At 40.1% G+C, this 23,456-nt stretch carries 20 protein-coding genes; 11 read left to right on the top strand and 9 right to left on the bottom strand.

Features of this window, described 5'->3' with window-relative positions; genetic code table 11:
- Window positions 1–40: 40 nt before the first annotated feature.
- On the top strand, window positions 41–1,408 hold the full coding sequence (locus tag KQP93_RS11700) for a YjiH family protein (RefSeq protein WP_217874545.1): 1,368 nt from the start codon (window positions 41–43) through the stop codon (window positions 1,406–1,408).
- Between the two features lie 33 nt (window positions 1,409–1,441).
- Here KQP93_RS11700 and KQP93_RS11695 read toward each other — a convergent pair whose 3' ends face one another.
- The gene (locus tag KQP93_RS11695; RefSeq protein ID WP_217874543.1) at window positions 1,442–1,588 is read right to left on the bottom strand and encodes a DUF2897 family protein; all 147 of its coding nucleotides are present in this window, start codon (window positions 1,586–1,588) and stop codon (window positions 1,442–1,444) included.
- A 39-nt stretch (window positions 1,589–1,627) separates the two neighbouring features.
- Window positions 1,628–2,164: an acyloxyacyl hydrolase gene (locus tag KQP93_RS11690; protein ID WP_217874541.1), complete on the bottom strand. Its 537-nt coding sequence runs from the start codon at window positions 2,162–2,164 to the stop codon at window positions 1,628–1,630.
- A 235-nt stretch (window positions 2,165–2,399) separates the two neighbouring features.
- Between KQP93_RS11690 and KQP93_RS11685 the strand changes: the two genes are divergently transcribed.
- Entirely contained in the window at window positions 2,400–2,993 is a 594-nt protein-coding gene (locus KQP93_RS11685) for an MlaC/ttg2D family ABC transporter substrate-binding protein (protein ID WP_217874539.1), read from the top strand.
- Between the two features lie 300 nt (window positions 2,994–3,293).
- Complete coding sequence (locus tag KQP93_RS11680; protein ID WP_217874537.1) at window positions 3,294–4,631, top strand: ankyrin repeat domain-containing protein; 1,338 nt, start codon at window positions 3,294–3,296, stop codon at window positions 4,629–4,631.
- A gap of 85 nt (window positions 4,632–4,716) precedes the next feature.
- Here the strand turns inward: KQP93_RS11680 and KQP93_RS11675 are convergent, their stop codons facing one another.
- Genes KQP93_RS11675 through KQP93_RS11655 form a run of 5 tightly spaced genes read right to left on the bottom strand, consistent with a single transcriptional unit; the run spans window position 4,717 to window position 8,252 of the window.
- A complete protein-coding gene (locus KQP93_RS11675; RefSeq protein WP_054563600.1) occupies window positions 4,717–5,172 on the bottom strand; it encodes a DUF2069 domain-containing protein in 456 nt (151 codons plus the stop codon).
- Window positions 5,169–5,723 (bottom strand): NAD(P)H:quinone oxidoreductase, encoded by a 555-nt coding sequence (gene wrbA / locus KQP93_RS11670; RefSeq protein ID WP_217874535.1) that lies wholly within the window; start codon window positions 5,721–5,723, stop codon window positions 5,169–5,171. The genes KQP93_RS11675 and wrbA overlap by 4 nt, the downstream gene beginning before the upstream one ends.
- Complete coding sequence (gene arsC / locus KQP93_RS11665) at window positions 5,723–6,070, bottom strand: arsenate reductase (glutaredoxin) (protein ID WP_054563602.1); 348 nt, start codon at window positions 6,068–6,070, stop codon at window positions 5,723–5,725. Before arsC ends, wrbA begins: the two co-directional genes overlap by 1 nt.
- Window positions 6,071–6,124: 54 nt before the next feature.
- Complete coding sequence (locus KQP93_RS11660; RefSeq protein WP_217874534.1) at window positions 6,125–7,585, bottom strand: M48 family metalloprotease; 1,461 nt, start codon at window positions 7,583–7,585, stop codon at window positions 6,125–6,127.
- 1 nt (window position 7,586) lies between these two features.
- Window positions 7,587–8,252 (bottom strand): hypothetical protein, encoded by a 666-nt coding sequence (locus tag KQP93_RS11655; RefSeq protein WP_217874532.1) that lies wholly within the window; start codon window positions 8,250–8,252, stop codon window positions 7,587–7,589.
- 155 nt (window positions 8,253–8,407) lie between these two features.
- On the opposite strand from KQP93_RS11655, the gene KQP93_RS11650 reads away from it, so the two are divergent.
- From KQP93_RS11650 to KQP93_RS11640, 3 genes are all read left to right on the top strand, one after another.
- Window positions 8,408–8,626: a hypothetical protein gene (locus KQP93_RS11650; RefSeq protein WP_054563605.1), complete on the top strand. Its 219-nt coding sequence runs from the start codon at window positions 8,408–8,410 to the stop codon at window positions 8,624–8,626.
- A complete protein-coding gene (locus KQP93_RS11645) occupies window positions 8,619–9,686 on the top strand; it encodes an AI-2E family transporter (protein WP_217874530.1) in 1,068 nt (355 codons plus the stop codon). Before KQP93_RS11650 ends, KQP93_RS11645 begins: the two co-directional genes overlap by 8 nt.
- A 118-nt stretch (window positions 9,687–9,804) precedes the next feature.
- A complete protein-coding gene (locus KQP93_RS11640; RefSeq protein ID WP_217874529.1) occupies window positions 9,805–12,060 on the top strand; it encodes an aminotransferase class V-fold PLP-dependent enzyme in 2,256 nt (751 codons plus the stop codon).
- Between the two features lie 71 nt (window positions 12,061–12,131).
- Here the strand turns inward: KQP93_RS11640 and KQP93_RS11635 are convergent, their stop codons facing one another.
- On the bottom strand, window positions 12,132–13,163 hold the full coding sequence (locus KQP93_RS11635; RefSeq protein WP_217874528.1) for a LacI family DNA-binding transcriptional regulator: 1,032 nt from the start codon (window positions 13,161–13,163) through the stop codon (window positions 12,132–12,134).
- Window positions 13,164–13,511: 348 nt separating this feature from the next.
- On the opposite strand from KQP93_RS11635, the gene pgi reads away from it, so the two are divergent.
- From pgi to KQP93_RS11610, 5 genes are all read left to right on the top strand, one after another.
- A complete protein-coding gene (gene pgi / locus KQP93_RS11630) occupies window positions 13,512–15,158 on the top strand; it encodes a glucose-6-phosphate isomerase (RefSeq protein ID WP_217874526.1) in 1,647 nt (548 codons plus the stop codon).
- A 267-nt stretch (window positions 15,159–15,425) separates the two neighbouring features.
- The gene (gene zwf / locus KQP93_RS11625; RefSeq protein WP_054563610.1) at window positions 15,426–16,898 is read left to right on the top strand and encodes a glucose-6-phosphate dehydrogenase; all 1,473 of its coding nucleotides are present in this window, start codon (window positions 15,426–15,428) and stop codon (window positions 16,896–16,898) included.
- A 5-nt stretch (window positions 16,899–16,903) separates the two neighbouring features.
- Window positions 16,904–17,614: a 6-phosphogluconolactonase gene (gene pgl, locus KQP93_RS11620; protein WP_058586230.1), complete on the top strand. Its 711-nt coding sequence runs from the start codon at window positions 16,904–16,906 to the stop codon at window positions 17,612–17,614.
- Between the two features lie 710 nt (window positions 17,615–18,324).
- Window positions 18,325–20,865: a TonB-dependent receptor gene (locus KQP93_RS11615; RefSeq protein ID WP_440590138.1), complete on the top strand. Its 2,541-nt coding sequence runs from the start codon at window positions 18,325–18,327 to the stop codon at window positions 20,863–20,865.
- A gap of 286 nt (window positions 20,866–21,151) precedes the next feature.
- Window positions 21,152–22,663: a tryptophan halogenase family protein gene (locus KQP93_RS11610; RefSeq protein ID WP_217874522.1), complete on the top strand. Its 1,512-nt coding sequence runs from the start codon at window positions 21,152–21,154 to the stop codon at window positions 22,661–22,663.
- 37 nt (window positions 22,664–22,700) lie between these two features.
- Here the strand turns inward: KQP93_RS11610 and KQP93_RS11605 are convergent, their stop codons facing one another.
- Window positions 22,701–23,411 carry a DUF6445 family protein gene (locus KQP93_RS11605; protein WP_217874521.1) on the bottom strand — a complete coding sequence of 237 codons (711 nt, stop codon included), beginning with the start codon at window positions 23,409–23,411 and terminating at the stop codon, window positions 22,701–22,703.
- Window positions 23,412–23,456: the final 45 nt, after the last annotated feature.

Below are 23,456 nucleotides of genomic sequence, written 5' to 3'. Positions count from 1 at the left end.
AGCTTAGCCGCTCTTTTTGTGGTTTTTACAGGTTGAAAATATGTCTAACTTAAACACAGCAAATCGCAGTGACTTGCGAACCTTGTTTACCTTTTTCGTTCCTTCACTTATAGGTGTCTTTTTGTTTATGACGCCGGTACCCATAGGTGAAGCAATGACCATTCCGATTGCTGTTATGGCAAAAGCAGTGCAAGAATGGATTGGCCCATTTGCACTGGGTTTAATTACCAGCATTGTTTGTATCACCGGTATTTTATCTTTAGTGATAAAGTTGTTTAAACCACAGCCATTACTTAAGTTCTTTATAATTAAACATTTATTTGATGTTAGTTGGCTTTGGCTGAGTGTTCGATTACTGGGTATGGTTTTTATCGTTTTGACCTACACCAAACAAGGGCCAGAAATGATTATTTCCGGTAATACCGGTGCACTGGTTTTGAACGACTTGTTGCCAGTATTGTTTTCTGTGTTTGTTTTAGCGGGATTATTATTACCGTTATTATTAAACTTCGGCTTGTTAGAGCTAGTTGGTACCTTATTAACTAAAGTTATGCGCCCACTTTTTGGTGTGCCAGGCCGAAGTGCGGTTAACTGTGTAGCATCATGGTTAGGTGATGGCAGTGTGGGTATTTTGATGACCGCTCGTCAGTATGAAGATAAACATTATACGCAACGCGAAGCGGCCATTATTGGTACCACTTTCTCAGCTGTATCAATTACCTTTTGTTTAGTTGTGATTGGTCAAGTAAAGCTCGAGCACCTTTTTGCACCATTTTACTTAACAGTGTGTTTAGCAGGTTTAGCCGCAGCGCTAATCGTGCCTCGTTTACCACCGCTACGCTTTAAAAAAGACCTTTATGTAGATGGAACTGAGCCTGATAAAGACGCAGAATCAGTGCCTGAAGGTAAAACATTAGTTTCTCATTCACTTGATGTGGCGCTTGCTAAAGCACGCACTGCGCCGGGCTTTGCTGGTACAGTAAAAGAAGGCTTACATAACGCATTTGATATGGTATTTGCTGTATTACCTGTGGTTATGGCTGTGGGCACATTTGCCTTGATTATTGCTGAATATACGCCAGTTTTTGAATATATGGGCAAGCCGTTTGTACCGTTCTTAGAGCTATTACAAGTACCAGAAGCTGAAGCTGCTGCACAAACAATTATGGTTGGCTTTGCTGATATGTTTATTCCGTCGATTCTTGCGGCTGGTAGTATCGAAAGTGATGTAACACGCTTTATCGTTGCTGCAATGAGTGTGACGCAATTGATTTATATGTCGGAAGTAGGTGCACTGCTTTTAGGTAGCAAAATTCCGGTTAATATTATCGAATTGTTCTTTATCTTTATTTTAAGAACCTTAGTGACATTACCAGTTATTGTCTTAATGGCACATTGGTTAGTGTAAACTAAGCTAAAACCTTAAATAGAAAAGCCCTGATTATTCATTAGGGCTTTTTTTATCTTCATTATCATCGCTTTTAGGCACTTTGAAGTCCATTTTTGCTGCATGTTTTAGCAACATAAGGTTACCAATTACTACACCAAATACGGCAACAACAATGGCTATAATTTGCCAAGTTTCCATCTTGAAATCCTGCCGATATACACCGCAGTATAGTAGCACTTAAAATCGTCTTGCATAAGACAGTGAAATAAAATCAAGGCCGGGGTTAGGGCTTTTGAAGCCCGCATTTGAGTAATGTAAATATCTAAGTGCTAAGGTTGAGTTGTCACCTAAGTCTGTAACTAAACCCAGTCTATCCTCAAATTGATAGTGAGTACTAACGTTTTTTCCTGCAAAATGGGTGTCATCTAACAGTGAAACGCCAATCCCAAACTCCACATAAACAGGCATGTTTTTCACATTAAATACAGGGTATTGGATCACCGGAGACATAGCTAACACAATATTAGTTTGATGTTTGTTGTCTTTGCCATACTGCCAAATATTAAAACTAGACTCGAAGTACAAACGGGCGTGTTGAAAGGGCAACTTTTCAATGGGGATATGGTATTGGTAGGCCAGCTTTAAGCCTTTTACATCACCTTCACCTTGAATGTAATCAACGGCATAGCCATGGTTTGAAGCAGCATAAGTTGGTGTTGCTAGTAGGGCGGCTACACTTAACATAAGTGCTTTTAGTGGGTGTTTTAGTTTCATCTCGGTACTTCTGATTATGACTGTGAGCAAGTAGATAAGGGCGGGGGTAAGAGCTTTTCAATGTGCGTAAAAACACAGATGCTGTGCACACTCTCATATTTTTTAGCAATTAACTGAAAACTATGGGAAAAATAGATTGGTGCTTAATTGGCATTAAAACGGTGTCAGATTGTTTCTTTTTTTATGGGTTTAATATCGGTATATTAGCGAAAATTTTCGTTGAGAGGTGAATACGATGACCAAACTAGTTAACTCATTTTTGCTAATTGCAGCACTTTTTACTGCATCTGCTTTTGCCAGCGAAGACCGTTCGCCTAAGCAACTATTAGAATCAGTCACAGCCGATTTATTTGTTGATATCGCAAATGTAAATGCAAAAGGCGATGCAAGCTCAGAAGCAATGGCGAACATTGTAGAAAAACGCCTATTGCCGCACATGGATATTAAGTTTGTATCGTATAAGCTTTTAGGTAAGCATATTAAGGGCCTTCGTCGTGAACAAGCCGTTGATTTTATTGCAGCGGTTGAGCATTACTTAACAATAACTTATGCTGGCGCGCTGATGAAATACACAGGCCAAAAAGTTATTTTTGATCAATCACAACTCATCGACGATGGTTATGCAACAGTTAAAACGCAAATTGTTGATGACAATGCGCCAGCCATCGATTTGCACTTTAAATTACGCCAAGGCAAAGATAAGCAGTGGAAAGTATACGATATCGTTGCTGAAGGTATTTCACTGTTAAGCGCGAAGCAAAAAGAAGTGCTGCAGCGCATCAGCCAAGTAGGTATTGACGAAGTCACACACGAATTAGCAAGTAAGTAAGTTAGTTTAAAGCTCGATTACCTTCACCTCATCGAGCATTTTAGCTACTTTCAGTCTCCAACCAAGCAGTGAGTACCGTCCATGTGCCGCTGCTTTTCTATTTTCTTTAAAAATCACCTACTTTGCGCTAGCACCTGTAACCCTCTGTGGTAGAATCATGCTACTTTACTTGTTTACCAAAGTATCTGTTCAGATACTGTGTTATTGGTCGCAATATTAAGCAAACTGTCAGTTAAATTTTGCTATAACTAGTTGCTTAATAAGACATCGAATAATGTGCAGCGGAGTTGTGTTTTTTTAATGGAAAATGTACTGATTTGGCCAAAGGAATACCCGTTACTGATCAAAGGATTAGCTGAGCAAAACGGGGCCTATATTTTAGATGCTTTAGAAGCTTGGCCGGCATGTCGTTCTACTAATGAAGATGACGGTGTGTGTACGACGGTTCTTCCGCCTATTTACTACCTTACTTGGTTGACTCCTCTTGAACCGTTTGAAGAGTGTTATTTCCAACATATTTCTGAGTTTGATGAAGCTGCGTTGCATTATATTAATGCTATGAAAACGCATTTTTTAGAAAACGACTACACCCCTGAAAGTCTCGTTTTAATGTTATGCCAGCGCTTAGAGAAGTACGCTAGCGCATTTGCTCAATCGGCCCTTAAAACCCCTATAACTCTTATCCACCAGTTATTTAATCGTCGCTATTTTACTGTGATTGAACATGTACTAAATCACGGTGCAAAAATGTCTGCGGACGATGTATTAGAGCTGTGGACCGAAGTTGACTTTAGAGAGCGCTTTAGTGGTTTTATCCCTGACTCAGTGGCTGATCTTGAACCATTAACAGCGCTTGCGGCTGAAAAAGTTGCTCACGGTGAAGATTACTTCACCTTACTAAAACTTGTATCACCAGATGTTGATTCAGCATCGTTACTTGAACAAGCTTTACTTGCCCACTTAAGCCACGAAAATGCTAAACAAACCATGGCAAAGCGTTTTATTGAGCAAGGTGCAACAGGTGCATTAGCTGACGAAAACGGTAAAACAGCGTTTATGTGGGCTACTGAAAAAGGCTATGTGAATGTTGTTGAGACAATACTTGAACATCAAGATAAGAAGGCCCAAGACAATAAAGGGAACACAGCATTACATTACGCTGTGTTAGCCGAGAATGGGCCTTTATTGGTGTTGCTTTTAAAAGCAGGCTATGACTTTAGGGTTCGTAACAACGACGGCCTAAGTTGCTATCGACTAGCAGTTAGCATTAAAGCGGATAACTTAGTGAAGTGCCTTGAGCATGACTTTGGCATTAAAGAGCTTTCGCCAGAAGGGCAGTTTGATCGCGTTAAAAAAGTACACTTACTCCATGCGATTGTAACCGTGTTACTACCTGTGCAGTTGTTCTTCTTTTTTGACGATAGCATTGCTATTAAAAGTGAGTTAACGCTAAGCTTTACGTTGGTTTCGATCTTATGCTTTTTCTTTGCCACAAGCTTGAAACGCTGTGCGCTTTACCCGCATATTCGCCATCCATGGGGGCTGTTTATTTTAAGGTTGTTCTCATTATTTAGCTTAATTGGCCAAGTCGGTCTGGCAAGTATTGTCGCGCTAGCCACCTTAGCTGAGTTGGTGTGAACGCATAAAAACCATATAAAGTGACATAAAAAAACGGCAACCTAGGTTGCCGTTTTTTGTTTCATTTTTGATAAACGAATCGGTATTATTTATCGTGTTCATGTGCGGCTTTTTCTTCGGCCAGCTCTTCTTTTAATTTACGTATCTTAAGGCCAAGCTCTTGTCCGCGATGGCGAGCATAATAGGTGCAGCCAATAAACATCAGACTAGCAAAGATTAACTCAAGTAATACCCAAATCAGCTGCTCTTGTGCGACCCATAGTAATGTAAAACCATGAATAAAATAGAACATCACGATAAAGTTCGCCCACGCGTAGGTGTAAGGTTTATCTTGAATAATGCCCTTAAGTGGTAACAGTAGAGGCAGTATATAAACAACAAAGATAAAGGCGTTACTGTGGCCTTCTCTTGGGGCAATTAAAAACAACCAAATTGGCATTAAAACTAATAAGCCGATATAGCCAATCAGCGCAAAACGTTGGAATCGTTTTGTAATTGGTTTTTTGGCAACTGGCTGATTTAACTCAGGTTCCAAGCTCATTGTAATTTACTCGCAATTAGTGCCAAGCGTTTACCAACGCTTTGGCAAATTTTAATTTCGTCTTTACTTAATACATTGCTGTTATTGCTACCGGCCACATGAGTCGCTCCGTAAGGTGTACCACCGGTTTCAGTTGCTAATAACTCAGGTACCTCATAAGGCACGCCAAGCAACATCATGCCGTGATGTAACAAGGGCAGTGATAGATTCAACAAGGTGGCTTCATTACCACCATGCATACTGCTTGATGACGAAAAAACGCAAGCAGGTTTATCTATTAGCTGACCTTTGAGCCATAGATCACTGGTGGTTTCCCAAAAGCTCTTTGCTTGTGAGGCCATCATGCCAAATCGAGTAGGGGTGCCAAAGGCTAAGCCATCACAATGAATTAGATCATCTTTACTGATCACAATATCGTGTGGCTGACGCTTAACAAACGTGCGCAATAAGGCAGTAGCACCTTGTTGCTCAATCGACTCGGCTATCTCATGTGCCATTGCTTCTACAGAGCCATGGCTTGAGTGGTATAGCACAACAATGTTTATAGACATTAAAGTACGCTTAATACGTTTTCTGGTGGACGACCTAGAGCAGCTTTGCCGTTATTTTCAACAATTGGGCGCTCGATTAGTTTTGGATTGGCAGCCATTGCAGCAATTAATTTGTCTTCGTTTTGTTCGTTTTTAAGCTCAAGCTCTTTGTAGATGTCTTCTTTAGTACGCATTAACTCACGCGCTGAAGTAAAGCCCAGTTGGCTAATTAAAGTCGAGATTTGTTGCTCATTAAGCGGTGTTTTTAGGTATTCAACAACACTTGGTTGTACGTTATTGCTTTCTAATAGGGCAAGTGTTTCACGCGATTTTGAACAACGTGGATTATGATAAATAGTCACAGACATGGTGTGTTCTCACATTTAATAATTTGGCTTATTTTAGGGCAAGCGCCGCGAGACTTAAAGTCTCGCAAGCTCTTTTTGTAATTGACGGTATTGTGTAAGTAGGGCTTTTAAACGTTGTTGTTTAACTAGCTCTTCAGGCTCAACAAAGTTTAGTGCTTTTTGAATTTCATCAGCTGCTTTTAAATAAGCGCCATATTGGGCAAGTACATCGGCATGCGCTTCATGGTAGGAAGCCATATTTTCTTGCTTTTTATAGACATCAGCAATGAGCTCTTTGGCAAGGTTGTTCTCAGGTTTTGCTAACAAGTAAGATTTTAAAATACGTTCAGCAAGCTCAAATTGTTTAGCTTCAATAGCGGCATTTGCATAGTTTAAGGCAATTACCTGATTGTTAGGTCTATCGATATCTAGCTTAGCTAAAAACTCTACTGCTTCATTCGCTTTACCTTGCGCAATGAGTAAGTCGGTGTGGGTATCGATATAAAATAAGTTCTTCGGATCTTGCTCAAGCAATGGATTCAAAATGCTGACCGCTTCATCAAGCTTTTTTTGATCCAACAAACTAATACCTAAACCATATTTAAGTGCAGTGTCGTTATGAACTGTATTTTCACGCATTAATTTACGAAATAAATCTTCAGCGGCTTTTGACTTTTGCTGATAACGAGCAATAACACGACTTTTAGCTAAATTGAACTCTAGGCTATCGGAGTAGTGCCTTTTTGGATACTGCTCGGCACGTAATCGCACATCAGAAACACGGCTTTCAGGCAATGGGTGAGTTAGCAAAAAGGCTGGCGGCTTATATTTGTAGCGAATTTGAGCAGCAAGTTTAGTTAAAAACTCGCTCGATTGGCGAGGATCAAACCCTGCATTGTTTAAGGTCTGCATACCGATACGGTCTGCCTCTTGTTCAGCAGCACGGCTATGAGTTAATTGACTAAATGCTGCTTGTGTTTGGTTTGCTGAGATAATTGCTATGCCAGCATCAGGTGCAACAACGGTAGCTAAAATACCCGCAATCATACCTGCTATAGTTAACGCGCTGTTATCCTGCTGTTGTTGAATACGGCGGGCTAAATGGCGCTGTGTTACGTGAGCAATTTCGTGCCCAAGTACTGAGGCAAATTGGCTTTCGTTATCGGCTTGTGCGATAAGACCCGTATGCACACCCACATGTCCACCATAAAAGGCAAAAGCATTAATTTCAGCGTTGTTTAACCAGAAAAATGAAAATGGAAAACGCACATCGTTGGCGTTTGCGACTAAACGACGGCCCAAAGTGGTCAGGTACTCATCAAGAACAGGGTCACTGACAACGGGTGATGAGCCACGAATTTGCATCATCATCACTTCACCGATCGCTTGCTCTTTTTCAATCGGCAAAGCTTGTAAAGCTGAGGTCCCTAAATCGGGCAGCTTAAAGTTTGTTTGTGCCTTCAACGGCTCACTATGCAGTATTGAAAACGTCAGTAATGCACTGCACAGTGTAATAAAGGCTGATTTTAGTCGCATCTTATTCCTTGTTGATTTGCTCACCTAACATGACTTTTGCTATGTCTATTTCGTCGCTGCATGCTCGGCTGTCTTTTTCGCACAATTGATAGAAATCTTTTATTGTGACTCCATCTAGCTTAACAACGTTCAACTCTCGTTGTAAAAAAGTTATGATTTTATGCGCTACTTTATGGGCGTGCAGAATTAAGGCTTTGTCAGCTTTATCGCCTCTTTCAAAGTAAAAAGCGATGAATTTATGAAGCTGGTTAAAGCGAATAAGGTTTTTCATGGTGTGCGGATCCCACACCTTAAACTCCATAAAGCGATTGTCTTTGATGTATTGGTCTACCGTAACATCTTTTGCATAAGGGTAGGCCCATAATTCGAAACCTCGGTCCGTAAAGCTTTGATGCAAAGCAATGCGTGGTTTTTGCTCACAGACAATTTCGCCCATGTCAGTCTCATGACCACCTAATAAATCAAGGTTCCAGTTGCGTGGATCAATTAATTGTTTAACGGCATTATCAAAACCGTGGTCTAAAATCCCTTCAGATTCGCTAACTGATGATGCGACCATATGATAAAAAGGCGGCAGCTCGCCCCAGTTTATTTGTTTTTTATACCAGTTTATCTCTTTAAGAGTTGGATTCGCAGGTAATTGCGCTTTATTATGCGAGCCAGGCATCGTGTTTCCTTTACTACCAGTTATTGATTAAGGATAAACTATTGTTTTGCGTGTTTTAAGAAAAAAATGAGTTGTTTCTCATTATAAAGACTTATTTTCGCAAACGGCCTACACCTTATACTTATTATTCATATTAATAACGCAGTTGATTCGCTATGTTAACGGTTGATTTAAGAGGCTATAAGTGCCCTCAACAATTTATTCAGTTTAAATTAGGGTTGAATAAGGCAACATCAATCAAACAACCCGTGACTTTTACATTTAATGCTGCTGAGGCAACGGACGATATGCAGCGATTTTTAGAAAAACATCATTACCATTTTAAAATTGACCTAGAATTAGGTGTACTAACTGTGGAGCCCATTCGTGTTTGAGTATGTAAAAGCCTGGTACGAAAATAAATTTTCTGATCCCCATTCAGTAACCTTGTTGTTACTGCTTATTGCAACCTTTGCATTTTTCTATTTTTTTGGTTCGTTAATCGTGCCTGTTTTAGTTGCCTTGGTGATTGCCTATTTACTAGATTGGCCTGTTGCTCACCTAGAAAAGCTGGGTTTAAAACGTTTTACTGCAACGATTCTTGTTATGTTGGTATTCAGTGGCTTGATGATCATGATTATTGTCGGCATGGGGCCTGTACTTTGGCAGCAAACCAGTAATCTAGTTCAAGAAACGCCGTATATGATTGAAAAAGGTAAAGCGCTGCTTTTACATCTCCCTGAAGATTACCCAAGTTTGATTACTGAAGATCAGGTTAAATCAATTGTTACCAGTGTTGAAACCAAAGCTATTGAGTTTGGTCAGTTGGTGTTATCGGTGTCATTAACTTCGATAAAAGACGTGGCAGCTTGGCTGATTTATCTGATTTTAGTGCCGCTTTTAGTGTTCTTTATGCTTAAAGATAAATTAGAGCTGACGCAAAGTGCTGAGCGTTTATTGCCTAAGCAGCGCCGCTTGATCATTCAAGTTTGGCAAGAAATGAATCAGCAAATCATGAACTATATTCGCGGTAAGGTATTTGAAATTTTAATTGTTGGTACTTCATCTTTTATCGCTTTTGCTGTGCTTGATCTTCGCTATGCTGCTTTACTAAGTGTGTTGGTTGGCTTATCGGTGCTTATTCCATTTGTAGGGGCGGCATTGGTGACCATTCCTGTCGCTGCGGTGGCGTTATTCCAGTTTGGTTTAGAAACACAATTTTGGACCATATTAATTATCTATGGCGTGATCCAAGCACTTGATGGCAATGTGTTAGTGCCGTTACTGTTCTCTGAAGCGGTAGATTTAAATCCGGTGTTTATCATCGTTGCTGTGCTGTTTTTTGGAGGGTTGTGGGGCTTTTGGGGCGTGTTCTTCGCAATACCGCTGGCTTCATTAGTAAAAGCACTTATAAATGCCTGGTCTTCTAAGAAGGTTGAGCTAATAGAAGGTTAGCTTAGTCTTAAAAAGTATAGAAAACGCACTTTACTGATTAATTGATTATTATAATTTAGCCGTGAAAAATGTAAAATAGGTTATAAGATATATCTTTTAGTAATATGGTGCGTTTTACATGGCAAATTTTTACCTTCCTGACGATGCTAATCAGCAAATTTATTTAGATGCGAATGCAACGACTCCTGTACTTCCTGAAATTGCCGATGTGGTTTCGCACACAATGCAAGTCTGTTTTGGTAATCCATCAAGCTCTCATATTACGGGTATTCAAGCAAAACACTTATTAGAACAAACGCGTAACAAAGCGCGTGAAGTCATTGGCGCTACCGACGGTGATATTTTATTTACCTCTGGTGCAACCGAAGGTATTCAAACGGCGGTTGTTTCAACGCTTATTGCTGCAAAAAATCATCAAATCGAGAATCCGGTATTACTTTATGGGGCAACAGAGCATAAAGCGGTGCCAAATACCCTAAAACATTGGAACAGCGTGCTTGATATCAACGCACAGGTGTTAGCTATTCCAGTAGATAAAAACGGTATTTTAGATCACGAATTTATTCGCAAACATGCTGCAAATGCATTGATGATTTGTACTATGGCAGTAAACAACGAAACCGGTGTATTCCAGGATTTAAGCGTTATTGAGCAGGTCATTCGTAGTGAAAACACCCATGTGGCTTGGATGGTTGACTGCGTACAGGCATTAGGTAAAACCAGCTTAGCGCTAAGCCAAACAACCATTGATTACGCCCCTTTCTCTGGCCATAAATTGTATGCCCCTAAAGGCATTGGCGTACTTTATATTCGTAAAGGCAGTGCGTATACACCATTTATTGCTGGTGGCGGCCAAGAAAGTGGTATGCGTTCAGGCACCGAAAACTTACCGGGCATTGCCGGTTTAAATAAGTTGTTCTCGTTATTACTTGATAAACAAAATCAAACATTTAAGCCAATTGAGCAGCTACATGCTTTTCGCGAGCAATTATTAGGTGCATTAACAGACACCTTTGGCAGCATCACGTTTAATCACAGTTTCGAGCATTCAGTGCCAACAACATTGAACTTTGCTGTGAACGAATTAACCAGTAAAGAAGTGATGGATTTATTTGATGCGGCGGGTATCCGTGTAAGTGGCGGCTCTGCGTGTAGCTCAGGCGCAAACCGTAGCTTTGTTTTAGATGCGATGGGAGCCAGTGATTGGCAAAGTGAAAACGCGATACGTATGTCGTTTGGCCCTGCTGTTAACCAACAAGAGATTGACTTTGCTTGCGATAAAATTCGCTCTTTAAAACCGATTCTAGAAGCAAACTGCTTAGTTGTATCTGATAGTACATCGCCTCAACACGAAGTTTGTGCGATTGGCTTAACACAGCTTCGTCATCAAGCAGCGTGCTGTTGGCTATATGTAGACAGCGATAAAAACGCAGTGGTGATTGATCCTATTATCGAGCTTATTCCACGTATGGCGAAAATTGTCGCAACACAAGGTCTAACAGTAAAAGCGATTTTAGATACTCATAATCACCAAGAGCGTTTATCGGCTCGTTGTTTATTATCAAAAGAGCTCGCAGAACGTTTTGTTGCTGACGAGATAGATGAACTTGGCTGGCCAAAAGACTCAGCAACCATCGAATTAAGCGATGCACGCTTAACTAAAGTAGCGACACCGGGTCACAGTGACGATAGTGTTAGCTATTTATTATTAGATACGCAAAGCGGTGATATCAGCTATTGCTTCTGTGGTGATTTAATCTTACCAGGTGGCTTAGGTAACACAGCAATTAGCGGTGGTGATGCTGCGAGAATGGCTCAGTCAATAAAACAGCTTGCTATAGCAGTTCAAGATTCTACGGTAATTTGTTCAGGACATGATTATCAGCAATGTTTTGCTATGGATTGGCATGCACAAAAGGCGACGACGCCGTTATTAGCAAAGCTATTAAATGAGCAAGTATCAGATGATGAGTTTGTTGAATTAAAGCAACAAGCGGATGAGCAAAAGCATACTGTAAGTCATTCTTTATGCGGCTATGTTGAAACACTTGAAAGTGCGCCAATGAAACAGCTTGTTGCAAGCGATGCTAAAGCAATGCTAGACGATAAGGCAGCTTACCTAATTGATACACGCGAACCGTATGAGCATGGTGCGAATAATTTAGCTGAAATATTCACTGTTGCTGATAGCAAAGTGATCAACATTCCACTCAGTCGTATGGCAAACGCTATCGTGCAAGGGCAGCTTGATAAAGACCATAGCTACATTTTGGTTTGCCGAAGTGGTAACCGTTCTAAACAAGCGGCAAACAATTTGTCGCAGTTAGGGTTTGAAAACGTTTATAACTTAAATGGCGGTTTAGCATTGCTTTAATGTTTAGTGAGTACATATAAATTAGTCATTAAAAAGCCGCTATAAAGCGGCTTTTACGTAACTTGAATAAATTAAGCTGAGGTTGGGCCTGAGCTTTCCCGTACCACTAATGAAGGGGTAAAGGTCGTGATGATGTCTTTGTCTTGATTACGTGCACCACGGGTTTTTCTAAACAGTAAACGCGCTGCATGCTGCGAAATCACATCGTTCGCCTGATGAGCTGTAGTGAGTTTAGGCCAAGTTTGACGCGAGAACGGTGAGTCCTCGAAGCCGGTAATTGATAACTGCTGTGGAATTTCGATACCCATTAAGCGTGAGGCGAATAACGCGCCTGCTGCCATTTCATCGTTACCGCCAAGAAGGGCAGTGATGTTTTTCGGGTTATTCTCACTTAATAATGCTTTTGCACCTTCTACACCTGATTCGAAAGAATACTGGCCTTCATAGATCAGCTCATCATTCATCGAGATGCTGTGATCTTTTAATGCGGCCTGATAACCCTCTAAGCGTTCAGTTGTTGATTTATGCTCTTTGTCACCACATAAAAAACCAATATTTTTGTGGCCAAGCGAGAGTAGGTGAGAAGTAATTTCGTATGCAGCGGCGTAGTCGTTCACATAGATACAAGTGTCTTGGTCTTCTTCTGTAGGGCGACCAGAGAGTACGCGTACATAATGAATGCCCATTTCATCAAGCATATCGATAATGCTATTTTGTTCTGACAGCGGTGGTGTTAATACAAGGCCTGCCAAGCGAGAGCGCTTGATCATGGTTTTAAAGTCTTCTTCCATGTTGCCATCAAGGTAGTTACATGGATGAATTACCAGCTCATAGCCTTCTTCTTTACAGCGCGACAACACACCATTTTGCATATCGATGACATAATAAGCATTAGGGTTGTCATAAACTAAACCAACAGTAAAAGACGATGTGCCTGCTAGGTTACGAGCTGCAAGGTTTGGTTGATAGTTCAACGTGTTAACAGCGTCCATCACTATGTCGTACGTTTTTTTTCTGACCGATGGCTCTTTATTAATTACTCGCGAAACGGTTTTCATTGAAACACCAGCGAGCTTGGCTACATCATTTATGGTTACTTTCATACTGTTACTTTATAGTTAGTTATATTTGTATTATAATAATATCGAAAAGTGTTCACCAGAGCGCTTTTTCTTAATAGGTACATTAATATTTAATATAAGTTGGTTAGTGTATCTAATGTTCTACCAAATTAGCAGTAAAATAATTGAGATAATTTTTATGATACCGGTGTCAAAAGAGAAAAATTGCGCTATTATCTCGACTATAAAATGTAAAAGTAGAACATTGACAGCGTTGTCATTTTAACTTAGTGTTAATTTTCATCGTATTTTTAATTGCTGTCTTTATTCAACATTAATAAAAAGATAGTTAAAGATCAGTTTGTTGCAAGTTTTGAGGGGATTATATATATGAGCAGCCGTTCGCAATTAGCTAGTTGGCAAGCACTATCTGAAAGTGCTAAGAAGATGAAACAAATTCATCTTAAAGATTTATTTGCCAAAGATAGCACGCGTTTCGAGCAATTATCTGCTCAGATCCCAGGTGTATTATTCGATTACTCAAAACAACAAATTGATAAAACTGTTTTTGAACAATTAATTGCTTTAGCGAAAGAGTGTGACATTAGCGCATGGCGCGACAAAATGTTCAGTGGTGAGAAAATCAACATTACTGAAGACCGTGCTGTACTTCATACTGCTTTACGTAACCGCGCTAACTCAGCTGTGATGGTTGATGGTGAAAATGTAACAGACGCTGTGAACGCTGAGCTTGCTAAAATGAAAGCTTTTGTTGGCAAAGTACGCAGTGGCGAGTGGTTAGGCTACACAGGTAAAGCTGTAAAAGATGTTGTTGCAATTGGTGTAGGCGGTTCAAACCTTGGTCCGCAAATGGCAACCGAAGCGCTTGCTGCTTATGCTGACGACACATTAAATGTTCACTATGTATCAAATGTTGATGGTGTTCAGATTGCATCTGTTTTACAAGGTTTAGACGTTGAGACAACATTATTTGTTATCTCATCTAAAACATTTACAACCTCAGAAACCATGACTAACGCTAAATCGGCTGTTGAGTGGTTTTTACAAACAGCACAAGCGCAAGAACATATTGCTAAGCACTTTGTAGCTGTAAGCACCAATTTAGAAAAAACAGCGGCCTTTGGTATCGCTGATGAAAACGTATTCACAATGTGGGATTGGGTAGGCGGTCGCTTTTCTTTATGGAGTGCGATAGGATTACCAATCGCCTTGTACCTAGGCTTCGACGCGTTCGAAGAGATCCTAGAAGGTGCGTTTGAAATTGATGAGCATTTTAAAAATGCTGAATTTGAAAATAACGTACCATTGTTAATGGCGCTTTTAAGTGTTTGGAACACTAGCTTTTTAGGTTATACGGCACAAGCTATTTTACCGTATGACCAAGCACTACACATGTTACCGGCGTATTTACAGCAAGGTGAGATGGAAAGTAACGGTAAGCATGTTACTTTTGCTGGTGAAACGGTTCCTTACACGACGGTTCCAATTATTTGGGGTATGACAGGTATTAATGGTCAACATGCTTTTTACCAATGTCTGCACCAAGGTAATGTAATAGTACCTGCTGACTTTATTGCCTCAATTGAGCCGCAAGTAAATGTTGGTAAGCACCATGATATTTTATTATCAAACTTCTTTGCACAAACCGAAGCGATGATGGCCGGTGTTGATGCAGAGCAAGTAACTGCAGATTTAACCGCAAAAGGTAAATCTGAAGCAGAAATTGCAGAATTATTGAATCATAAGATTCACCAAGGCAATCGCCCAACAACGTCAATGTTATTAGATAAAGTTGATGCGAAAACGGTAGGACGTTTAATTGCGCTTTATGAGCACAAGATCTTCTGCCAAGGCATTATCTTAGAAATCTGTTCATTTGACCAATGGGGTGTAGAGCTAGGTAAGGGACTTGCCTCTAAAATTGAAGCTGAATTATTTGATGAAGCAGTCAGTCATCCACACGACAGCTCAACCAACGGACTGATCGCTTACTATAAAACACATCGTAAGCAGTAATAGATTCGCAGCAACAGCTGCAAACCGAATACCTTTGAACGGGTAGCGCTGGAGTTCTTAGGGCCTGTATTTTTGTGAGAGGATTTACAGAGCCCCTAAGACTCATTTACTTCAGCCAACATAAGAATAATGAGTAAACTACTTACAACAAATTCAACAGGCTTTGTTAAAGGGATCATTTAACACAGCCAATCAACCAGATAACAACACGCACTGCCATACTGCATGAGTCGATTAACATGGCATTGCCAATGTAGAGAGTGATATATGTTAAATCCATTTGATATCGTAATTTTTGGGGGCGGCGGTGATCTTGCGTTACGTAAGTTACTTCCTGCAATGTATCGCGCTTATCAAGAGGGCAACCTTCCTCAAGGTTCTCGTATCCTTCCTACGGTACGCGAAGAAAGCAAACGTAAAGAATACATCGAAACAGCACATAAAGCGTTACAAGACTTTTTAGGTAAAGGTGAGTACAACGCAAAAGATTGGAAAGCATTTTCAGCTTATCTTGTGCCGGTTGTAACTAATGTAACTGAAGCCGATGACGACTGGGACAAACTAAAAGATATCCTTGATGAACACGATGCTGATAAGTCTCGTGTTTTTTACCTTTCATTACCACCTGCAGTGTACGGTAGCTGCTGTGAAATCTTATCTAAGAAAGGTCTGATCACAGAAACGTCACGCGTTGTTGTTGAAAAGCCGATTGGTTACTGTGGTGAGTCTGCTGAAGCAATCAATGCAAAAATTGCTGAATACTTCAAAGAAGAGCAAGTATTCCGCATTGACCATTATTTAGGTAAAGAAACAGTACAAAACTTAATGGCACTGCGCTTTTCAAACTCACTGTTTGAAAACCTGTGGGATGCTAAATCAATCGATAATATCCAAATCAGCTTATCAGAAACGGTTGGTTTAGAAAGCCGTGCTGGTTTTTACGACAAAGCAGGTGCATTACGCGATATGGTACAAAACCACTTGCTACAATTACTTTGCTTAGTGGCAATGGAATCACCAAACAAATTAAACGCAAACAGCATCCGTACTGAAAAATTAAAAGTACTTGAGTCGTTACGTCCGTTAGTGGCTGAAGATGTTGATGCAAACATTGTACGTGGTCAGTATGTACCAGGTAACTTAGACGGTAAAATCGTCCCAGGTTACTTAGAAGAATTAAACGAAGGTGCGAGTAAAACAGAAACTTTTGTTGCTATTCGTGCGCATATCGATAACTGGCGTTGGGCAGGTGTGCCTTTCTATCTTCGTACTGGTAAACGTATGAAAAAGCGTTGTGCTGAAATCGTTGTTGAATACAAAAAAGTATCTCACAACGTTTATACCGACAACGTAGGTAACATTGAGCCAAATCGTCTTGTTATTCGTTTGCAACCAGAAGAAACAATTCAATTAACACTGATGTCTAAGCGCCTTGATAACCTTGAGATGCAATTAGAACCAGTAACCATGAACATTGAGTTATCGCAAGCGTACAGTAATGGTTTCCATTCAGATGCTTACAAGCGTTTAATGTTAGATGCCGCAGCAAATAACCCATCACTGTTTATTCACCGTGATGAAGTGCGTCAAGCATGGAAATGGATTGACCCAATCATTGAGCGTTGGCAAGAAAAAGGCGCACCATCGTTATACCGCGCTGGTACATGGGGCCCTGAAGATGCAGATGAGCTTTTAGAAGAAAACAACCACGTTTGGTTTAACACAGGCGATAAGGCGTAATTAAGATGGCAACAATTGTTGAAAAATTCTTTGCAAACAAAGACGAATTAACAGCTGAGCTTTCTTCAAGCCTTGAACAAAGCCTTGTTGCTGGTATTAAAGAAGATGGTCGCGCGGTACTAATGGTATCGGGTGGCTCATCGCCAGCACCTGCTTATAAGCACTTATCAAACCTTGAGCTTGATTGGGCAAACATTGATGTTGCTATGGTTGATGAGCGTTGGGTTGATGCTGATCATGAAAAAAGTAATGAAGCATTTATCAAAAGCACGCTATTACAAAACCATGGCGCAGCAGCTAATTTCGTGACAATGAAAAATGATGCATTAACGGCGCAAAACGGTGTTGCTGAATGTGAAGCTGCATACAAAGCATTAAAGCGTCCTTTTGATGTGACAATTTTAGGCATGGGTCCAGATGGTCATACGGCTTCACTTTTCCCACATGCTGAAGGTTTAGAACACGGTCTTGCGACAGATGATTTAGTATGTGCAATTAACGCCATTGAAAGCGACGTGACGGGTAAAATCACTGAGCGTATGACGTTAACTTTAGCTGCGATTGCAGACTCTAAAGTAGTGAAGCTTTTAATTAGCGGTGAAGAAAAGCTCGCTGTTTACAAGCAAGCGAAAGAGGGCGGTGCAGTTGCTGACATGCCTTTACGTGCAGTATTGAATCACCCACATATCAATATTGAAGTTTATTGGGCGCCTTAATCGCCTGATTAAACTCAATGTCAAAAGCGAGCTATTATGCTCGCTTTTTTGTTTTAAATTCTCATCTTTAACAAACAGTATTGAATAAATACGCTTTCTTTAAATAGCCCGATAAAGTGTTAGACAAGTACTAAAGGGCTCTATACAATAAAAAATGACAACGCTGTCATTGTTATTGATTGTTATTTGCAACACCCCCTTTAACTCATTCTGCCCAGAAAAAGTTAAAAATAATTTGAACATGACAGCGTGCTTTTAGAAATAGGTTAGTTTACTAAGCTAATTTATTGTTAGATAACAGGTTTTATATAACTTTTAGTTATGGTTAATAAACACCCAATGGAAACTAAAGCTTACAAAAACACATGTAATTTTTAGCAAATTTCAAAAACTCATCCTTTTGGTCTTTTCATCTGCAATATCACTCATGCTATATTTGCGCCGTTTATTTGTAACAATTCTTAAAAACTCAATATTAAATATTAGTTATATCAATTACTTGATTATTTCGTTGTAAATTTTTTGCACAAATTAACCAAAAAGATGTAGCACAAATGTAATTTAGAGTGTATGGTTTGTTACTAGATGACAGCGTTGTCATCATCACTGGGCAGAAGTGATATAAAAAACCAACAAAATGATTCAAGGGGAATCCTGTGTTAGCTAAAAATTTTAAGAAAAGCTTATTAGCAGTTAATATCGGCCTCGTAATGAGTGCTGGGTTCACTGGCGCTGCATACGCAGCAGAAGAAACTAAAGTTCAAGAAGATGTTGAAGTAATTGAAGTTCGCGGTATTCGCCGTTCACTTGAAGCTTCAATGAATACTAAGCGCTTCTCTGACAGCGTTGTCGATGCTGTTTCTGCAGAAGACATCGGTAAATTTCCTGATGGCGATGTAGGTGAAGCACTTGGTCGTATTTCAGGTGTTGCCGTTAACCGTCAATTCGGTCAAGGTCAGCAAGTGTCTATTCGTGGTGCATCAAGCCAATTAACACGCACACTTTTAAACGGTCAAACTGTTGCATCTACAGGTTGGTATGACCAACAATCAATCGACCGTAGCTTCAACTACACGCTTTTACCACCTGAACTAGTTGGTGAAATCCAAGTTTATAAATCTTCTCAAGCTGACGTTGTAGAAGGTGGTGTTGGTGGTACTGTTATTGTTAACACTCGTAAGCCACTTGATCTTGACGCAGGTACGACTTTCTTAAGTGTAAAAGGCGATTACGGCACAATCTCTGAAGAAACAGACCCTCAAGTTTCTGGTTTATTTAGCTGGAAAAATGACGAAGAAACATTCGGTTTATTAGGTTCAGTATCTTGGGCTGAAACAAACTACCAACGTAACGGTATCGAATCACTGATCGGTTGGGGTGATATTGTTCCTACTACGTTCCAACAAGAGCGTGAGCGTACAGCATTAAATGCAACTTTCCAGTATCGTCCTACAGAAAACCTAGAGCTAGGTTTAAACATTATGAGCCTTGAGTTAGATGCAAACAATGCAAATACCTCAAACTTCGTAATGTTCCCTGACGACAAAGAAGCAGCTTGTGAGCAAACAAATGCATCAGGTACATGTACTTTCTACCGTCGTACTGGTGAAGGTGCAAATCCAGGTTGGACTCAAACTTGGGCGCGTATCGCAAGCATGTCATCTGACACAGCTGATTTCAGCCTTAAATACGAAGGTGAAAACTTCACATTAAAAGGTCGTTTCGGTACAACTGAATCAGAAGGTGGTACAGACCTAACTGCAAACTACGGTAACTTCATTGGTGTTCCATCTGATTATGCAGGTACTTATGATGCGACTGGTGATGTGATCAAAATTGATATCAATAACAAATACTTTGAACCATCAGATTTTGCAGGTCCATTATCTCCAGCTGGTTGGGCACTTAAAAAGCAACCTAACACAGATGAAGAAACTTACGCACAGTTAGACCTTTCATTCCCTGTTGATTTTGGTGCTATCACAGCAATCAAAACAGGTTTCCGCTGGGCTGACCATGAAGTAAAACAAGAGACTTACTCAACTACTTTAGTTGATACATTACCAAGTGGTGATGGTGAGACTTACTACTCAGGTACAATGTCATCAGGTGCAGGTTTCACTTTACCTGAGCCAGATTTTGACAAAATGGTAGCTGATGCACGTGCTGCAATTGCAAGCTTCGATAATGATTCAGCTGTATACCGCTCAGGTTACGGTACAATCGAAGAGGAAAACTTCGCAGTTTACGCAATGGCTGAGTTCTCTGCAGAATCTATCCGCGGTAACTTCGGTTTACGTTATATCTCTACAGATGCAGAATCAGATTACTACGGTTTTGCAAATGGTGAGTACGAAAGCTCACTAAGCACAGATAAAGCGAGCTACAACGACGTATTACCTAGCATCAATATCGCTTTCGATTTAGCTGAAGATGTAATTTTACGTACCTCTGCAGCACAAGTTATTGCTCGTCCTAACTACACAGATATGTTCTCAGCATCATCTTTTGCAGGTTACGCTGATGGTACAGCAAATAACGAAGTACTAACTAAAGGTAACGTAGGCCTTAACCCATTCAAAGCAACTCAAGCTGATTTAGGTATCGAGTGGTACTTTGATGGTGACGGTATGGTAAGTGCAACTTACTTCTTCAAAGACATCACATCATTTGTTACTTCAAGCCAAATCTTGAATCAACAAATCGGTGTTGTAGACCCAGATACTCAAGGTGATAACTGGACGCTATCGACTAAGCTTAATGCAAGTGGTGGCCAAATCGAAGGTATCGAGCTACAAATTCAAGATGGCTTTGACAGTGGCTTTGGTTACTCAGCAAACTACACATTCGTAGATGCACCATCAGAAGCTGAAAACTACCCAGATATGATCCCATTATTCTCAGATTCGTCTAAGCATACTGTGAACTTAGTGGGTTACTATGAAACAGATACTTACTCAGCACGTTTAGCTTATAACTGGCGTTCAGAGTACATGATCCGTGAGCTTCCTGGTTTCTACGGTAACCGTGAGCACCAATCATACGGTACGCTTGATTTCAGTGCTAACTACAGCGTAACTGATAACATTGACGTAACGTTTGAAGCTGTTAACTTAACTGAAGAAGACAGCGTACAAATCGGTGTTGCTCCTTCTGATGCAGAAGTAGTTCCTGAGCTTCGTAACGGCTACCCAGCATGGAGCTTTGAAGGTGAAGCACGCTACAAGCTAGGTGTATCACTACGTTTCTAAGTTTATTTAGATAACGAAATTAAGAAAGCCCAGCTCGCACTGGGCTTTTTTGTGAGTAATACCAATCCGCAATAATACTTAGTTATTTTGAGGGATTAAACCTGTCGCTACCTGCGTTAAAAATTTCTGATTTACGACTGCATGGATGCAGAAGGTAGAGCAATGCAGGAGCAATTGCCGAGAACAACTAAATAACGAAATTTTTGCTTTGTTATCAACGAGGTTTTATTGCCTCAAAATAGACCATTTAATTAAGCGAATTGGTATAAAAAGTGGGCGAGTAAAAATGATAAAAAAAATCGCAATTGTTGGTGGCGGAACCGCAGGTTGGTTAGCCGCTAACCATTTGGGTCATGCGCTTTTGCAAAGTGGCATTGAGATAACGTTAATCGAGTCTCCTAATATTGCCAGCATAGGTGTCGGTGAAGGTACTGTTCCTTCGATGCGCAACTCTTTGCAAAAGTTTGGTATCAGTGAAAGTGACTTTATCAATGAATGTGATGTTACTTTTAAACAGTCAATCAAGTTTGTAAATTGGCTAGATAAACACAAACATGGTGCTAACTTTTACCATCATTTATTTGATCACCCACATATATTCGGTGAGGAGTTAACGCAGCAGTGGCTTGCTGAGGGTAACGGTAATGATTACGCAGACTTTGTTTCTAAGCAACATGCGTGTTGTGAAAATAACCTAGCACCGAAAACAATTGCGACACCTCAATATGCAGGTATAAACGGGTATGCCTATCATTTTGATGCTAAAAAGTTTGCTGCATTCTTAGGAAGCCATGCCACGCAACATTTTGCTGTAAAACACCTGTTTGCAGAAATTAAAGATGTCAGCTGTGATGAGCAAGGTTTTATTACACACCTAATCGACTCAGAAGGTAACGCCTTAGAGTTTGACTTTATTATTGATTGCTCCGGTTTTTCGGCTGCCTTTATTGGGCAAAAACTAGGGGTGGGTTTTGTTGATAAATCAGCTAGTTTATTAACTGATACTGCAATCACATTGCAAGTACCGACACAAAGCGATGATGAAATACCGCCTTACACTATTGCTACGGCACACCAAGCCGGTTGGATCTGGGATATTGCGCTCACAGAGCGAAGAGGAGTGGGGTTTGTTTATTCATCTAAGTATATGAGCGATGAGCAAGCACACGCTAAATTGCATCATTATTTAGGTAATAAATTTGAGCACTTAACGCCAAGAAAGATCCCGATGAAAGTAGGGCACAGAGAAAAGATGTGGCACAAAAACTGTGTCGCTATAGGCTTGTCGCAAGGATTTGTTGAGCCACTTGAAGCAACTGCCATCTTAATTGCAGACTTTTCTGCGGGGTTATTAGCAAAGCGTTTTCCGCGTACTCGAGATGACATTAACTTAGTTGCAGATGATTACAATCAGCAGGTGAATTATGTATGGCAACAAACGTTCGATTTTATAAAAATGCATTACTGTATTTCGGATAGAACTGATTCAGCCTTTTGGCGTGATAACAAAAAAGCCGACCAGTTATCAGACAAACTAAAAAATAACCTAGCACGCTGGCAGCGCTTTACACCAGTACGTGAAGACTTTGCCAGTAAGTTCGATTTGTTCGACTTAGAAAACTATTTATATGTATTGTTTGGTATGCATTATCTACCTGCCAAACAGCAATCTAAGCAGAGCGACAATCAACAAGTTGCTGAATTTAAACAGCAGCGCGTTAAGCAGTTATTAAGCGAGTTACCTAAGCACAGAGAGTTGTTAAATAAAATAAAGAAATTTGGCTTACAGAAGTACTAATTTTATTAACTGAGCTGGCTAAAAAGTGTTAGCCAGCTTAGCTAATTCTAAAAAACGAAGAGATAGATAAACGGCTGTTATTTAGATCATTGCTGTACTTTTTGTGATTAAAAAGAGCTGCGCTATGTAGTAGGTTGCTCTTATAAATTACGAGCCTATTGATCTTCGCTTCAATATCCACCACTTTTTCAAAAAGCGCTGTTGTTTCATTTAAATAGCCTTGATGAGTTGCGCTGTGCTTTTCTGTATCAGCAATCATTTTATGCACGCTATTTTGGTTATCAGCTGTCACTTTAATGATGTTGTCGGGCAGGTATTTGTATATGCCTGTGCCGCCCCATTCTTTATCTGACAAATAATGCACTGCTGCAAATGTTTTATCATCCGTTGAATCAATATGTGGTATACGCTGCAAGGTATTTAATTCATCCGCATTTTGAGTAACTAATGAAAGCTTACAGCGGTGAAGATATAAATTATTTTCGCCGCTTGTAATGATTCCTTGCTCTAAAAGTTCATTAAGTAGCTGCTCAAAAGCTCGGTAGTAAGGCGCAGGCATTTCATCTCGTTTGCCTGGGTAGAGTGTGCCATCGCTGCCAAAAGGCTGGAAATAGGCCGTATCTGTGGCAAATTGATAAATAGGCTCAAGGCTGTGTAAAAAGTTATCAACAATAATAACGGATTCATTAATTTCACCAATAAACACTTGGCTTACTTTATAGTCTTTATTTAATTGATAGCCTTCCATTGTTTGCCTCATTCTTCCCATAATTTTTGAATATACTAACAAAAA

The sequence above is a fragment of the Pseudoalteromonas shioyasakiensis genome (genome assembly GCF_019134595.1).
GTDB classification, from domain to species: Bacteria; Pseudomonadota; Gammaproteobacteria; order Enterobacterales; family Alteromonadaceae; genus Pseudoalteromonas; species Pseudoalteromonas shioyasakiensis_A.
This window is presented reverse-complemented; position numbering and strand designations above follow the sequence as displayed.

What these genes read in the sequence shown, in the direction of transcription:
- KQP93_RS11675 (WP_054563600.1), bottom strand. Translation starts at nt 5,172, where the DNA reads ATGAGCTTGGAACCTGAGTTAAATCAGCCAGTTGCCAAAAAACCAATT.
- pgi (WP_217874526.1), top strand. Translation starts at nt 13,512, where the DNA reads ATGAGCAGCCGTTCGCAATTAGCTAGTTGGCAAGCACTATCTGAAAGT.
- KQP93_RS11635 (WP_217874528.1), bottom strand. Translation starts at nt 13,163, where the DNA reads ATGAAAGTAACCATAAATGATGTAGCCAAGCTCGCTGGTGTTTCAATG.
- KQP93_RS11610 (WP_217874522.1), top strand. Translation starts at nt 21,152, where the DNA reads ATGATAAAAAAAATCGCAATTGTTGGTGGCGGAACCGCAGGTTGGTTA.
- KQP93_RS11695 (WP_217874543.1), bottom strand. Translation starts at nt 1,588, where the DNA reads ATGGAAACTTGGCAAATTATAGCCATTGTTGTTGCCGTATTTGGTGTA.
- KQP93_RS11690 (WP_217874541.1), bottom strand. Translation starts at nt 2,164, where the DNA reads ATGAAACTAAAACACCCACTAAAAGCACTTATGTTAAGTGTAGCCGCC.
- KQP93_RS11650 (WP_054563605.1), top strand. Translation starts at nt 8,408, where the DNA reads ATGTTAACGGTTGATTTAAGAGGCTATAAGTGCCCTCAACAATTTATT.
- KQP93_RS11685 (WP_217874539.1), top strand. Translation starts at nt 2,400, where the DNA reads ATGACCAAACTAGTTAACTCATTTTTGCTAATTGCAGCACTTTTTACT.
- KQP93_RS11655 (WP_217874532.1), bottom strand. Translation starts at nt 8,252, where the DNA reads ATGCCTGGCTCGCATAATAAAGCGCAATTACCTGCGAATCCAACTCTT.
- KQP93_RS11680 (WP_217874537.1), top strand. Translation starts at nt 3,294, where the DNA reads ATGGAAAATGTACTGATTTGGCCAAAGGAATACCCGTTACTGATCAAA.
- zwf (WP_054563610.1), top strand. Translation starts at nt 15,426, where the DNA reads ATGTTAAATCCATTTGATATCGTAATTTTTGGGGGCGGCGGTGATCTT.
- wrbA (WP_217874535.1), bottom strand. Translation starts at nt 5,723, where the DNA reads ATGTCTATAAACATTGTTGTGCTATACCACTCAAGCCATGGCTCTGTA.
- KQP93_RS11640 (WP_217874529.1), top strand. Translation starts at nt 9,805, where the DNA reads ATGGCAAATTTTTACCTTCCTGACGATGCTAATCAGCAAATTTATTTA.
- KQP93_RS11615 (WP_440590138.1), top strand. Translation starts at nt 18,325, where the DNA reads ATGAGTGCTGGGTTCACTGGCGCTGCATACGCAGCAGAAGAAACTAAA.
- arsC (WP_054563602.1), bottom strand. Translation starts at nt 6,070, where the DNA reads ATGTCTGTGACTATTTATCATAATCCACGTTGTTCAAAATCGCGTGAA.
- KQP93_RS11700 (WP_217874545.1), top strand. Translation starts at nt 41, where the DNA reads ATGTCTAACTTAAACACAGCAAATCGCAGTGACTTGCGAACCTTGTTT.
- KQP93_RS11605 (WP_217874521.1), bottom strand. Translation starts at nt 23,411, where the DNA reads ATGGAAGGCTATCAATTAAATAAAGACTATAAAGTAAGCCAAGTGTTT.
- pgl (WP_058586230.1), top strand. Translation starts at nt 16,904, where the DNA reads ATGGCAACAATTGTTGAAAAATTCTTTGCAAACAAAGACGAATTAACA.
- KQP93_RS11660 (WP_217874534.1), bottom strand. Translation starts at nt 7,585, where the DNA reads ATGCGACTAAAATCAGCCTTTATTACACTGTGCAGTGCATTACTGACG.